The 14,322-nt window shown below is 52.0% G+C and carries 14 protein-coding genes; 6 read left to right on the top strand and 8 right to left on the bottom strand.

Annotated features, from left to right (window positions below; genetic code table 11):
* Positions 1–123: 123 nt before the first annotated feature.
* From HGD79_RS23995 to HGD79_RS24015, 5 genes are all read right to left on the bottom strand, one after another.
* Positions 124–363 (bottom strand): DUF2542 family protein, encoded by a 240-nt coding sequence (locus HGD79_RS23995; RefSeq protein WP_000383096.1) that lies wholly within the window; start codon positions 361–363, stop codon positions 124–126.
* A gap of 2 nt (positions 364–365) precedes the next feature.
* On the bottom strand, positions 366–1,085 hold the full coding sequence (sanA, locus tag HGD79_RS24000) for an outer membrane permeability protein SanA (RefSeq protein ID WP_000920064.1): 720 nt from the start codon (positions 1,083–1,085) through the stop codon (positions 366–368).
* 149 nt (positions 1,086–1,234) lie between these two features.
* Positions 1,235–2,119: a cytidine deaminase gene (gene cdd, locus HGD79_RS24005; RefSeq protein WP_032259246.1), complete on the bottom strand. Its 885-nt coding sequence runs from the start codon at positions 2,117–2,119 to the stop codon at positions 1,235–1,237.
* Positions 2,120–2,248: 129 nt separating this feature from the next.
* Positions 2,249–2,944 (bottom strand): CidB/LrgB family autolysis modulator, encoded by a 696-nt coding sequence (locus HGD79_RS24010; protein ID WP_096147437.1) that lies wholly within the window; start codon positions 2,942–2,944, stop codon positions 2,249–2,251.
* Positions 2,941–3,339, bottom strand: a complete 399-nt coding sequence (locus HGD79_RS24015; protein ID WP_001295452.1) for a CidA/LrgA family protein — start codon at positions 3,337–3,339, stop codon at positions 2,941–2,943. Before HGD79_RS24015 ends, HGD79_RS24010 begins: the two co-directional genes overlap by 4 nt.
* Before the next feature lie 238 nt (positions 3,340–3,577).
* On the opposite strand from HGD79_RS24015, the gene dusC reads away from it, so the two are divergent.
* A complete protein-coding gene (dusC, locus tag HGD79_RS24020; RefSeq protein WP_001264868.1) occupies positions 3,578–4,528 on the top strand; it encodes a tRNA dihydrouridine(16) synthase DusC in 951 nt (316 codons plus the stop codon).
* Between the two features lie 387 nt (positions 4,529–4,915).
* On the opposite strand, the gene yohP is transcribed toward dusC, so the two are convergent.
* On the bottom strand, positions 4,916–4,999 hold the full coding sequence (gene yohP / locus HGD79_RS27000; protein ID WP_000691708.1) for a small membrane protein YohP: 84 nt from the start codon (positions 4,997–4,999) through the stop codon (positions 4,916–4,918).
* A 223-nt stretch (positions 5,000–5,222) separates the two neighbouring features.
* On the opposite strand from yohP, the gene mdtQ reads away from it, so the two are divergent.
* Complete coding sequence (mdtQ, locus tag HGD79_RS24030; RefSeq protein WP_021578616.1) at positions 5,223–6,659, top strand: multidrug resistance outer membrane protein MdtQ; 1,437 nt, start codon at positions 5,223–5,225, stop codon at positions 6,657–6,659.
* Between the two features lie 52 nt (positions 6,660–6,711).
* Positions 6,712–7,473, top strand: coding sequence for an SDR family oxidoreductase (locus HGD79_RS24035; protein WP_000079526.1), 762 nt, complete (start codon positions 6,712–6,714; stop codon positions 7,471–7,473).
* Positions 7,474–7,602: 129 nt separating this feature from the next.
* Here the strand turns inward: HGD79_RS24035 and HGD79_RS24040 are convergent, their stop codons facing one another.
* The gene (locus HGD79_RS24040; RefSeq protein ID WP_001298793.1) at positions 7,603–8,181 is read right to left on the bottom strand and encodes a DedA family protein; all 579 of its coding nucleotides are present in this window, start codon (positions 8,179–8,181) and stop codon (positions 7,603–7,605) included.
* 169 nt (positions 8,182–8,350) lie between these two features.
* On the opposite strand from HGD79_RS24040, the gene HGD79_RS24045 reads away from it, so the two are divergent.
* Complete coding sequence (locus HGD79_RS24045) at positions 8,351–8,938, top strand: Yip1 family protein (protein WP_001295454.1); 588 nt, start codon at positions 8,351–8,353, stop codon at positions 8,936–8,938.
* Between the two features lie 173 nt (positions 8,939–9,111).
* Positions 9,112–10,044, top strand: coding sequence for a D-alanyl-D-alanine endopeptidase (gene pbpG / locus HGD79_RS24050; protein ID WP_001295432.1), 933 nt, complete (start codon positions 9,112–9,114; stop codon positions 10,042–10,044).
* 37 nt (positions 10,045–10,081) lie between these two features.
* Here pbpG and dld read toward each other — a convergent pair whose 3' ends face one another.
* The gene (gene dld, locus HGD79_RS24055; protein WP_139496467.1) at positions 10,082–11,797 is read right to left on the bottom strand and encodes a D-lactate dehydrogenase; all 1,716 of its coding nucleotides are present in this window, start codon (positions 11,795–11,797) and stop codon (positions 10,082–10,084) included.
* Positions 11,798–11,992: 195 nt separating this feature from the next.
* Between dld and bglX the strand changes: the two genes are divergently transcribed.
* On the top strand, positions 11,993–14,290 hold the full coding sequence (gene bglX, locus HGD79_RS24060) for a beta-glucosidase BglX (protein WP_000871512.1): 2,298 nt from the start codon (positions 11,993–11,995) through the stop codon (positions 14,288–14,290).
* Positions 14,291–14,322 lie beyond the last annotated feature (32 nt).

Consider the following 14,322-nt stretch of genomic DNA (forward strand, 5'->3'; position numbering starts at 1 on the left):
ATGCGCGTGGGGAAATTTATACTGTGAAAGGATTCACAAATAGCTGCGGTTCAGAATGTTATATCCGCAGCTTATTGAGTGAAGTAATAATTATTCTCAATAATTAACAGAAAAGAGAAAATATTAACGATAGAAAATAAGATAAACAATCATGCCGATAGATAAAATTCCGAAGCCGATATATGCCACCATATAAGCGAAAAAGAGTCCGGGATTTTTTGCTCGCCAGACATACACCGGTTCCGGTGCATTTTTAACCCGTTTATCAATCGCGCCTGCGCGCCAGCCTTTCCATGCTTCGCGGAAACAAAATATCGGAATAAGGAAAAAAACGGCAACGACAAAAAACTGCTGTACATCCATAACTACTTTCCTTGTTTCTTTTGTAATTCAAGTAACTGTTCGGGTGTGACGGCGGGATACCCCTGCGCATCTTCCGGCACCTGGTGCATAGCCGGAATAGGGACCAGCGGCCCTAAAAAACGCGGTTCACGTTTAAAAATATAAAGGTCAGCCAGCGCACCGAAACGGGCGGCAAATTCGCGAATACGTACTGACAGCATATCTTTCGGTGACGGTACGGCATAACACTGAGCCTGAATCCCCATATGCAGCGCAATAAATAATGCCCGCTCACAGTGGAAACGTTGGGTGATAATAATGAAATCATTAGTATCGAAAACTTTGCGTGTACGCACGATGGAATCCAGCGTACGAAAGCCTGCGTAATCGAGAACAATATCTGATGGGTCGACACCAGCAGCGATTAAATCTTTGCGCATGGTCATCGGCTCATTATAACTTTGCAATGCGTTATCGCCGCTCAGTAATAGATAATTTACCTTACCGCTGTTATAGGCATTAATCGCTCCTTGAATGCGGTAGCGATAATACTGATTAATTACGCCAGTACGATAATATTTTGCTGTTCCGAGCACCACACCGACCTGGCGGTAGGGGAGATCCTGCAATTCGTCGTAGATATAAGGCGCGGTTTTCCAGCTCATCCAGCGATCGAGGCCGAGCACAGTCAACAGCAGCAAGCCGATCAGGACTAACAGGCTGAGGAACACGCGCTTTAACATGCAGGAGACTCGATCTAAGGAAAATTTCCATCAGGCTACTTTACCCGCTGGTTTTGCGCAAGAAACGGCAAACTGTTTGCCGGGAATTTCGACACCAGGAGAGGGCTGGCAAGCCGGACAAGGCGTTCACGCCGCATCCGGCACCAGGCTTAAGCGAGAAGCACTCGGTCGATACTGTGACAGCCGAGAGCTTTCAGCGTTGCGGAGGTGGCATCCCACTGAATCAACGGCGCATCGGCTTTTTCTGCCAGAACCGCGCGCTGGATATCCGGGTAATCATAACCCTTGAGATTCAACAGAATTAACGCTCCCTGCAACGGTGGCAGAGTCGGGTTGAATGCGGCGTTTTCAGCGTAGCTGCCACTGAAAATACGACCGTCTTTACATTCCAGCGCGACACCGCTTGGCGACTTACTGTAAGGCATGTGCGAACGGTTTGCCGCTGCAATCGCCGCCTGAGAAAGCGCATCACCAGTCAGCGCATAGCCGTGATCCTGCTCGTCCATCAGCAGCGTTTTAATCTCCAGATCTTTCGGCCCAAAGGCATCCGGCAGATAGTCACGCAGCGCGTGTGCCTCGCGGCCCGGCAGATGAATACGCAGATCCAGACCGCTGTTCAGTTCATTCATAAACTGACGGCAGTGACCACAAGGCGTGTAGTTAACGGTGATGGCTGCAAGCGCTTTTTCACCACTCAACCAGGCGTGGCTGATCGCGCTTTGTTCGGCATGAACGGTTTGCTGCATTGTCGCACCAATAAATTCCATATTGGCACCGAAATACCAGGTTCCGCTCACACCGCGCGCAATTGCGCCAACATTAAAATTCGACAATGGCGTACGCGCATAGGCCGCCGCCAGCGGAAGTAGTGCGAATGCCAGCGCGTCTTCGTCCAGCCCCGTTGCGCTCTTCAGCGATGAGACTTGCTCCCCGGTCAACAAAGCGGGGAAGTACTTGTCTGCCAGAATAGGTTCCAGTGCAGATTGCAAGTTATCCGCAAGTTGGGCAAAAGCGGTTTGAAAACGTGGATGCATGGCGTTGCCTCATAATCATGTAATGGGATAACAGTTTACGAACCCGTTATGGCTTTATATGTGATCTGAATCTCATTAATTATGCAACGCGTGAAACTTACATCAAAAATGCGCGACGCATCGCAAATTTTAGCCCATTACTGCCAGAATAATCGGGAAAAGGAACGGTGCGATCAGCGAAGTAATTATCCCGCATAACACCAGCGCTAGCGAACTAAATGCACCTTCCTGATAATCCAGCTCGGCGCAGCGCGCCGTACCGAGGGCGTGCGAGGCAGTCCCCATTGCCAGACCGCGCGCAGCTTTGGTACGAATACGCATCGCATTAAGCAATGTATGGCCAAATACCGCGCCGAGGATGCCGACGAAAATCACGCAAACTGCGCTGATTGCCGGAATACCGCCAATACTGCCGCCAACCGCCATTGCAATAGGCGTGGTGACCGATTTCGGCAGGATTGACGCGGCGATTTCCGGTGAAGCGCCCATCAACAATGCCACGGAAGTCCCCGTCACCATCGCAACCACGCTGCCGATAAAACAGATGGTGATGATCGATTTCCAGCGCGCGCGGATCTGGTGTAGCTGCTCATATAAAGGATAGGCCAGCGCGACGACCGCCGGTTGCAGCAGATCGTTTAGCACTTCGCTACCTTTAAAGTAGCTGTCGTAAGAGATGCCGGTCAGCATTAAAAAAGGAATGATCACCACCATTGCTACCAGCAACGGGTTAAGCAGGGGAAACTTATACCGTGCCGCCAGTTTGCGGGCGGCAAAAAAGATAATCAACGTCAGCGGTAATGACCACCAGATATTCGCCATCATTCTTCTGATCCTTTCTGACCTACGACTTTACGTTCACCGTGTACCAGTTGTGAACTCCAGCTCACCACCAGAAAAACCACCAGCGTACTGACAGCACAGGAAACCACTACCGGGCCAAACTGCGCGCGGAGCAAATCAAAATATTGCATGACGCCTACGCCAATCGGCACAAACAATAGCGCCATATAGCGAATCAGTACGTAGCACCCCGGATTGACCCATTTCGCCGGAAGAATTTGCAAGGCCAGCAGGACAAACAGGATCAGCATCCCGATGATGCTGCCCGGAATGGTTACCGGTAGCAGGGAAGCAATGAAAATGCCTGCATACAGGCAGGCATAAATCAGGACGAAAGCGCGTAAATATTGCCAGATAATGTTCAGTGTCTTACTCATAATCAACACCCCAGATGAGATGGATTCATCATACAATTAATTCGTAAAACGTGCTACCGATCACATTAAGAAATCAGCGCTTATTTTTTCGCTCCCCGGCATTACGCAATGCGCAACGAACTCAGGCATACATCAAGCATAGAGAGGGATTGCAGTTTGCAGCAATCCCTCTTTGTAGACCTTTAATCCGCTGACCATAGGCGCTAACATAGCGCCTCATTATTTTGCGGGTGATGATATGCGTGTGTTACTGGCACCGATGGAGGGAGTGCTTGACTCTCTGGTGCGTGAATTGCTGACCGAAGTTAACGACTACGATCTGTGCATCACCGAGTTTGTCCGCGTGGTGGATCAACTGCTGCCGGTAAAAGTTTTTCATCGCATTTGCCCTGAGCTACAAAACGCCAGCCGGACACCATCCGGTACGCTGGTGCGCGTGCAGTTGTTGGGTCAGTTCCCACAATGGCTGGCAGAGAACGCCGCCCGTGCGGTGGAATTAGGTTCCTGGGGCGTGGATCTCAATTGCGGCTGCCCGTCGAAAACGGTCAACGGTAGCGGTGGTGGGGCGACGTTACTCAAAGATCCTGAACTCATCTACCAGGGTGCAAAAGCGATGCGTGAAGCTGTACCGGCGCATTTGCCCGTCAGCGTGAAAGTGCGTCTGGGCTGGGACAGCGGTGAGAAGAAATTTGAAATCGCCGATGCGGTTCAACAGGCTGGTGCTACGGAGCTGGTGGTGCATGGACGGACAAAAGAGCAGGGTTACCGCGCGGAGCATATTGACTGGCAGGCGATTGGCGAGATTCGCCAGCGGCTGAATATTCCGGTGATTGCCAACGGCGAAATCTGGGACTGGCAGAGCGCGCAACAATGCATTGCGATCAGCGGCTGCGACGCAGTGATGATTGGTCGCGGGGCGCTCAATATTCCCAACCTGAGCCGGGTAGTAAAATATAACGAACCGCGAATGCCGTGGCCGGAGGTGGTTGCTTTGCTGCAAAAATATACCCGTCTGGAAAAGCAGGGCGATACCGGGTTATATCACGTTGCGCGGATTAAACAGTGGTTGAGTTATTTGCGTAAAGAATACGATGAAGCAACGGGATTATTTCAGCATGTTCGGGTGTTGAATAATTCCCCTGATATTGCAAGGGCTATTCAGGCAATTGATATCGATAAGCTGCGATAATAGTGGAATCGCAGCTTATCAGAGACAATGAATCGCTTATTCAGCTTCATCATCTTGTTGCGCTCCTTTCATGAACTAAGCCACATATTGCCACTGGCGCAAGGAGCGCGCAGGGGGAGGACAATCGCCTCCTCCCCCTGCACCCCCGGGCTCTGGCGAACAAAATCGCCGCTGCGCGGTACCTTCAGCTTATCCCCTTCGGCTACCGGGTCGGGCGCGAGGAAACGTCCTTGTAAGACGCGCCCTCAGCCCACATCCATGTGGGCTGCCCCGGCCTTCGGGGAACGCTTCAGCGATTTTGACGCCACCAACACCGGAGCTGTTTGCAAATCAAGTACACAAAATATCTAGTTCCTGACCTGACAACTTATATGCCATATCTGATTTTTAAAATATCATCTTAAATACGCCAGTCACCACCAGTAGCCCAATCAGGAAAATAATCAATACAGCCCAGAGTATAATTTTCATTGGCGTTCCTTTATTTGTGAGTGCTGAATAAGTATAGGAAAAAACGAAGCCCTTTGCCGTTATTCATAAACGATTAAGATAAATCGGAAGATATCATTCACTTAGTGTATATTTTTCTGGATATGTCGTTTTATTGCTACTGATGTATTGCCACGCGAAACTAAAAAATATATCGCAACACACGGTAATCTCCGCGCACCTTTTCTTACCTGATTATTCCCCCATGAATCGTGATTCCTTTTATCCAGCCATCGCCTGTTTTCCGCTGTTACTGATGCTGACCGGGTGTGCGCCTATGCATGAAACCCGCCAGGCGTTAAGCCAGCAAACGCCCGCTGCACAAGTTGATACCGCATTACCCACGGCGCTGAAAAATGGTTGGCCAGACAGCCAATGGTGGCTGGAGTATCACGATAATCAACTCACTTCATTAATTAACAATGCACTACAGAACGCACCGGATATGCAGGTGGCTGAAGAGCGCATTCAGCTGGCTGAAGCCCAGGCGAAGGCAGTTGCTACTCAGGATGGTCCGCAGATCGACTTTTCTGCGGATATGGAGCGGCAAAAAATGTCGGCAGAAGGGCTAATGGGGCCGTTTGCTCTGAACGATCCGGCCGCAGGTACGACCGGTCCGTGGTACACCAACGGAACTTTTGGCTTAACGGCGGGCTGGCATCTCGATATCTGGGGAAAGAATCGGGCGGAGGTTACTGCCCGCCTGGGTACGGTTAAAGCACGGGCGGCGGAACGCGAGCAAACCCGCCAATTGCTGGCTGGCAGCGTAGCCCGCCTGTACTGGGAGTGGCAAACCCAGGCGGCGTTAAACACGGTCTTGCAGCAAATAGAAAAAGAGCAGAACACTATTATCGCGACCGATCGCCAGCTATATCAGAACGGGATTACTTCTTCAGTTGAAGGTGTGGAAACCGATATTAATGCCAGCAAAACCCGGCAGCAGCTCAACGATGTCGCGGGGAAAATGAAAATTATTGAGGCACGGTTAAGCGCACTCACAAATCACCAGACAAAGTCATTGAAGCTTAAACCGGTCACGTTGCCGAAAGTGGCAAGCCAGCTTCCTGATGAACTGGGGTACTCCTTACTGGCCCGGCGGGCAGATTTGCAGGCGGCGCACTGGTACGTTGAGTCATCGCTAAGCACCATTGATGCGGCAAAAGCGGCATTTTATCCTGACATCAACCTGATGGCCTTCCTGCAACAGGATGCGTTGCACTTAAGCGATCTGTTCCGTCATTCCGCGCAGCAAATGGGCGTTACGGCAGGCCTGACGCTACCCATTTTCGATAGTGGTCGTCTTAACGCCAACCTCGATATCGCAAAAGCCGAAAGCAACTTGTCTATCGCCAGCTACAACAAAGCGGTGGTTGAAGCGGTGAATGACGTGGCGCGGGCAGCCAGTCAGGTTCAGACACTTGCGGAGAAAAACCAGCATCAGGCGCAAATTGAGCGCGATGCCTTGCGTGTGGTAGGTCTTGCGCAGGCGCGCTTTAACGCGGGCATCATTGCTGGTTCCCGCGTCAGCGAAGCCAGAATCCCCGCGCTGCGTGAGCGGGCCAATGGCCTGTTATTGCAAGGGCAGTGGCTGGATGCTTCCATTCAACTCACTGGTGCGTTGGGCGGGGGTTACAAACGCTGATGATATGCGCCTTCTATACTTAACGTTTATTCAGCGTTAAGTGGAGAACTCGATGGCACAGGTTGCGATTATTACCGCCTCCGATTCGGGGATCGGCAAAGAGTGCGCGTTATTACTGGCGCAGCAGGGGTTTGATATTGGCATTACCTGGCACTCAGATGAAGAAGGGGCAAAAGATACCGCGCGTGAGGTAGTTAGCCACGGCGTACGTGCGGAGATCGTGCAGCTGGATCTCGGTAAACTGCCAGAAGGTGCGCAGGCGCTGGAGAAACTCATTCAACGGCTGGGGCGTATTGATGTGCTGGTGAATAATGCGGGCGCAATGACCAAAGCGCCGTTTCTTGATATGGCTTTCGATGAGTGGCGCAAGATTTTTACCGTTGATGTCGATGGTGCATTTTTATGCTCACAAATTGCGGCCCGCCAGATGGTGAAACAAGGGCAGGGCGGTCGCATCATCAACATTACGTCGGTACATGAACATACGCCGCTGCCGGATGCCAGCGCTTACACAGCCGCTAAACATGCGCTCGGCGGGTTAACCAAAACGATGGCGCTGGAGCTGGTCAGGCATAAGATTTTGGTGAACGCAGTCGCGCCTGGGGCGATCGCCACGCCAATGAATGGCATGGATGACAGCGACGTGAAGCCCGACGCGGAGCCTTCGATTCCTCTGCGGCGTTTTGGCGCAACGCATGAGATTGCCAGCCTGGTAGCGTGGCTGTGCTCAGAGGGCGCAAATTACACCACCGGGCAGTCGTTGATAGTGGATGGCGGCTTTATGTTGGCGAATCCGCAGTTCAACCCAGAATAGCGCAGTGAGGTGCGTGGTTATTTCAATGGGTAAAATTTTGGTAGGCATGATAAGACGCACAAGCGTCGCATCAGGCATGGTGCACCGGATGTCGGATGCGGCGCGAACGCCTTACCCAGGGCAATGGTTTTACGCCTGATGATCCGGCTTTTTCTTCCCGCGCCGTTTCAGCCACCAGCGCACGCCCACCACCAGAACCACGACCAGAATCAACCAGACCCAGTGCTTCAAATGCTGGTCGAGATTGTGCAACCACGGCGCAATCACCTGACCACCAGCGTAACCAATAGTGGTAAAAATCAACGCCCAGGCAAATGCGCCGAGAATATTCAGCGGCAGAAAGATTTTCGGCGGCAGCTGGCTGGCACCAATCAGCGTCGGGCCAATCACCCGAAAGCCATACATAAAGCGCGTACCAATGACAAACAGATACGGATGGCGTTGGATAAGTTTCTGCGCCCGCTCAATTTTATCCTGATGTTTCGAGAAACGGCGTAACAGCTTGCCGCCAAACCGCCGCCCGCACAGATAAAGCACCTGGTCGCCAATCATGCCGCCAAACGCCACAGAAAGTACCACCAGCGGGAACTTTAATAGCCCCTGATGTGCCGCAACGCCTCCCAGCAAAGTCACGGTTTCACCTTCCGCCAGGCTACCGATCACCAGCGCGGCATAACCATATTGTGAGATAAGTGTATTGAGATCCATAGGCCAGTCTGTCTCCCTTTGGTTGCCAGTAAGCATACACCCTGTGAATCATTCACGCTGAAAAAGGACGTTCATCAGACAGTGAAAATTACATGGGCGAACAAAAAATAATCACAAGCTGACTTATACTTGAACTGTCAGGTTCATGAACTCACAACAAGGGGGCGGTATGAGCCATGTCTGGGGACTGTTTTCCCATCCCGATCGTGAAATGCAGGTGATTAATCGCGAAAACGAAACGATTTCTCACCATTACACCCACCACGTTTTGCTGATGGCGGCGATTCCGGTGATTTGCGCCTTCATTGGCACTACACAGATTGGCTGGAATTTTGGCGATGGCACTATCCTGAAGTTATCCTGGTTTACCGGACTGGCGCTGGCTGTCTTGTTTTACGGCGTTATGCTGGCTGGGGTCGCGGTGATGGGGCGGGTCATCTGGTGGATGGCGCGCAATTACCCGCAGCGTCCGTCACTTGCGCACTGCATGGTCTTCGCGGGCTACGTTGCAACTCCGCTGTTTTTAAGCGGTCTGGTGGCGCTTTATCCGCTGGTCTGGTTGTGTGCGCTGGTCGGCACGGTGGCGCTGTTTTACACCGGCTACCTGCTTTACCTTGGTATTCCGAGCTTCCTGAATATCAACAAAGAGGAAGGCCTTAGCTTCTCCAGTTCGACGCTGGCGATTGGCGTGCTGGTACTGGAAGTGCTGCTCGCCCTAACCGTTATACTATGGGGCTACGGGTATCGCCTGTTCTAGAAAGTTCTTTGACATTGCATTGCTGGCGTAAATGTCAGCAATGCAGCATTTCCTCACGATTCTCCTTTGACGATCGCACTTTTTGCTCGTTATGATGGCGTCGCTAGCCTCAGTAAATCCTTACTCCGGCGGTGCGCAACCCGTGCGCGTGAACCACTATCTGAATGCTCATCATGCCGAAATTTCGAGTTTCTTTATTTAGCCTGGCCCTGATGCTGGCTGTGCCTTTGGCACCGCAGGCCGTTGCGAAAACGGCAGCCGCTACCACCGCTTCACAACCGGAAATTGCCTCCGGTAGCGCGATGATTGTTGATCTGAATACCAACAAAGTGATCTATTCGAACCACCCGGATCTGGTGCGTCCAATTGCGTCTATCAGCAAATTAATGACCGCGATGGTTGTGCTGGATGCACGACTGCCGCTGGATGAAAAACTAAAAGTGGATATCAGCCAGACGCCGGAGATGAAAGGGGTCTATTCGCGCGTACGACTGAATAGCGAAATCAGCCGTAAAGATATGCTGTTGCTGGCGCTGATGTCTTCAGAAAACCGCGCGGCGGCAAGCCTTGCGCACCATTATCCCGGTGGTTACAAAGCCTTTATTAAGGCAATGAATGCGAAAGCGAAATCGCTCGGAATGAACAACACGCGCTTTGTTGAACCTACCGGATTGTCGGTGCATAACGTTTCAACTGCCCGTGACTTAACCAAACTGCTCATTGCCAGCAAACAATATCCGTTGATCGGGCAGTTAAGTACTACCCGGGAAGATATGGCAACCTTCTCTAACCCGACGTATACGCTGCCGTTCCGCAATACTAATCATCTGGTGTATCGCGATAACTGGAATATTCAGTTAACCAAAACCGGCTTTACCAATGCGGCGGGCCATTGTCTGGTGATGCGTACGGTTATCAATAATAAACCGGTGGCGCTGGTAGTGATGGACGCGTTTGGCAAATATACCCATTTTGCCGATGCCAGCCGCCTGCGTACCTGGATTGAAACCGGTAAAGTGATGCCTGTGCCGGCAGCAGCGTTGAGCTATAAAAAACAAAAAGCCGCCCAAATGGCGGCGGCGGGGCAGACGGCACAGAACGATTAAGTGAATTCGGATGGCGATACTCTGCCATCCGTAATTTTTACTCCACTTCCTGCCAGTTTTTCCGTTTACTGGTTTTACCGATCCCCGGATTCATGCTGTTGGTCGGATCGTTCTCGCGATAGAACTTCTGCAACGTCTCCGGTGCTTTATACAAATGACCGACGTTATGCTCGGCAGGGTACTGCGCGCCGCGCTGCTGTAGCAGTTCCAGCATCTGTTCTTTTAACGCATGCACATCCACGTCTTTTTTCACTATGTAATCCTGATGGAAGACATAGCACATAAAATGGCCGTAATAGAGCTTGTGCACCAGCTGGCTGTCGATCTCCGGCGGTAAATGCTCATACCACTCGGTGTCGTTACGCCGCAGAGCGATATCCAACGCCAGAATGTCTTCGACTTCATCGGAATGCACCGCCTGATAACGAATTGCTGCGCCCGCAGCGGCGAAACGGTGTAAAAACGCTTTGCTGCCTTCCTCCGGCGTACAGACAAAGAAATCGCCTTCGGCCTGTTTGAAATAATCCACCAACCACGATTTGGCTTCGCCCACGCCATCGCCCGCCATTTTTAACAGCAGATGATGCTCGTATTTATCGCGCCAGTTTTTCATGCGCGGCGGTAAATGGCTGGGGAACAGGTGACCGAATTTTTGCATCGCACGGTCAGTAAAATGCGGACGGAAGAATTTCACTTTCTCCAGCATCGCATCGGTGCGTCCCTTGAGATTAAAGAAGAACGGCATCTTGTCGGTGCCTAACTTATCAATCATCAGGAAGGTGTCTTTGCCGTATTTTTCCGCAATATCGTAGATATCCCGGTGCATATATTCCCCGGCAACCGGCAGATTTTCGAAGTTAGCCAGAATATGACGGCGGATTTCGGTCAGCACTTCCGGCTGGTTGGTGCCGATATAAAACACCTGCTGATTTTTTTCCGCTTCGAAGGTATCTAGACGTACCGCAAAGACGGCCAGCTTCCCGGCGCAACCAGAAGATTCAAATAACCGATCCGGATCGGCGTTATAACGTGCGGGCGTGTCGGCTTCAATATCACGAACGCGGTGGACATAGTCATAATCGTGGGCGTGACGACCATCGTGACGCACATCGTCATCTTTGATGCGATCATCATCCAGCTTGCTAAGGATCTGCTCCGGCGTTTCGCCCAGATCAATCCCCAGATGGTTCACCAGCGTCAGTTTGCCGTCTTCATTTATACGCGCGAATAACGACATTTCGGTATACGCCGGGCCACGTTGCACCAGCGAGCCGCCGGAGTTGTTACAAATACCGCCGATAACCGATGCGCCTATACACGACGATCCAATCACCGAGTGCGGTTCGCGTCCCAGCGGTTTGAGGGCTTTTTCCAGCGAATAGAGCGTGGTGCCCGGATAGGCCAGCACCTGTTCGCCCTTGCCAAGAACGTGCAGCTTGTCGAGACGCAGGGTGCTGATGATCACGATATCGCGATCATAGTCGTTACCGTTTGGCGTCGATCCTTCGGTCAGGCCTGTATTGGCAGCCTGCATCAGAATAATTTTGTCGGCGGTGACACAGGCTTTCAGCACCCGCCACAATTCCAGTAGTGAGCCAGGGAAAACGACAGCCAGCGCGTCGCCCTGACCAGAACGGAAGCCCTTGCGATAGCGGGCCGTTTTTGCGGGATCGGTGAGCAGGTGTGAATGACCGACCAGACGGGCAAGTTCATTCAAAAAGGCTTTATTATCAGTTGTTGTCATGGAAGACATTTTCCACTCCTTGTGGTGGCGAAAAAATATCACAAACTAGAATAGCGCCTTGTATGACAATTCAGCGAGTGAATATTTTGAAAATTCAGACAATAAACTGAGCATTCTTTTTCTCTCTCCATCATGCTTATGGCAAACTACGGTTTTTGCACCATTTTCGCTGCCTCGTCGGGCAACAGAGGAAGAAAAATCCATATGAAATGGCTATGTTCAGTAGGAATCGCGGTGAGTCTGGCCCTGCAGCCAGCACTGGCGGATGATTTATTCGGCAACCATCCATTAACGCCCGAAGCGCGGGATGCGTTCGTCACCGAACTGCTTAAGAAAATGACAGTTGATGAGAAAATTGGTCAGCTGCGCTTAATCAGCGTCGGCCCGGATAACCCGAAAGAGGCGATCCGCGAGATGATCAAAGACGGTCAGGTTGGGGCGATTTTCAACACCGTAACCCGTCAGGATATCCGCGCCATGCAGGATCAGGTGATGGAATTAAGCCGCCTGAAAATTCCTCTTTTCTTTGCTTACGACGTGCTGCACGGTCAGCGCACGGTGTTCCCGATTAGCCTCGGTCTGGCCTCGTCTTTTAACCTCGATGCAGTGAAAACGGTCGGACGTGTCTCTGCTTATGAAGCGGCAGATGATGGCCTGAATATGACCTGGGCACCGATGGTCGATGTCTCGCGCGATCCGCGCTGGGGACGTGCTTCCGAAGGTTTTGGCGAAGATACGTATCTCACCTCAACAATGGGTAAAACCATGGTGGAAGCGATGCAGGGTAAAAGCCCGGCAGATCGCTACTCGGTGATGACCAGCGTCAAACACTTTGCCGCATACGGCGCGGTAGAAGGCGGTAAAGAGTACAACACCGTCGATATGAGTCCGCAGCGCCTGTTTAATGATTATATGCCGCCGTACAAAGCGGGGCTGGACGCAGGCAGCGGCGCGGTGATGGTGGCGCTGAACTCGCTGAACGGCACGCCAGCCACCTCCGATTCTTGGCTGCTGAAAGATGTTCTGCGCGACCAGTGGGGCTTTAAAGGCATCACCGTTTCCGATCACGGTGCAATCAAAGAGCTGATTAAACATGGCACGGCGGCAGACCCGGAAGATGCGGTGCGCGTGGCGCTGAAATCCGGAATCAACATGAGTATGAGCGACGAGTATTACTCGAAGTATCTGCCTGGGTTGATCAAATCCGGCAAAGTGACGATGGAAGAGCTGGACGATGCTGCCCGCCATGTACTGAACGTTAAATATGATATGGGATTGTTTAACGACCCATACAGCCATTTGGGGCCGAAAGAGTCTGACCCGGTGGATACCAATGCCGAAAGCCGCCTGCACCGTAAAGAAGCGCGTGAAGTGGCGCGCGAAAGCCTGGTGTTGCTGAAAAACCGTCTCGAAACGTTACCGCTGAAAAAATCGGCCACCATTGCGGTGGTTGGGCCACTGGCGGACAGTAAACGTGACGTGATGGGCAGCTGGTCCGCAGCCGGTGTTGCCGATCAATCCGTGACCGTACTGACCGGGATCAAAAATGCCGTCGGTGAAAACGGTAAAGTGCTGTATGCCAAAGGGGCGAACGTTACCAGTGACAAAGGCATTATCGATTTCCTGAATCAGTATGAAGAAGCGGTCAAAGTCGATCCGCGCTCGCCGCAAGAGATGATTGATGAAGCGGTGCAGACGGCGAAACAATCTGATGTGGTGGTGGCTGTAGTCGGTGAAGCACAGGGGATGGCGCACGAAGCCTCCAGCCGGACCGATATCACTATTCCACAAAGCCAACGTGACTTGATTGCGGCGCTGAAAGCCACCGGTAAACCGCTGGTGCTGGTGCTGATGAACGGGCGTCCGCTGGCGCTGGTGAAAGAAGATCAGCAGGCTGATGCGATTCTGGAAACCTGGTTTGCGGGGACTGAAGGCGGTAATGCAATTGCCGATGTATTGTTTGGCGATTACAACCCGTCCGGCAAGCTGCCAATGTCCTTCCCGCGTTCTGTCGGGCAGATCCCGGTGTACTACAGCCATCTGAATACCGGTCGCCCGTATAATGCCGACAAGCCGAACAAATACACTTCGCGTTATTTTGATGAAGCTAACGGGGCGTTGTATCCGTTCGGCTATGGGCTGAGCTACACCACTTTCACCGTCTCTGATGTGAAACTTTCTGCGCCGACCATGAAGCGTGACGGCAAAGTGACTGCCAGCGTGCAGGTGACGAACACCGGTAAGCGCGAGGGGGCCACGGTAGTGCAGATGTACTTGCAGGATGTGACGGCTTCCATGAGTCGCCCTGTGAAACAGCTGAAAGGCTTTGAGAAAATCACCCTGAAACCGGGCGAAACTCAGACTGTCAGCTTCCCGATCGATATTGAGGCGCTGAAGTTCTGGAATCAACAGATGAAATATGACGCCGAGCCTGGCAAGTTCAATGTATTTATCGGCACTGATTCCGCACGCGTTAAGAAAGGCGAGTTTGAGTTGCTGTAATGCTTTAGTAAGGGCGCGACGTTTGCGCCCTT

Origin of the sequence: Escherichia sp. SCLE84, assembly GCF_012584495.1 — a bacterium.
Taxonomy (GTDB): Bacteria; Pseudomonadota; Gammaproteobacteria; order Enterobacterales; family Enterobacteriaceae; genus ECMA0423.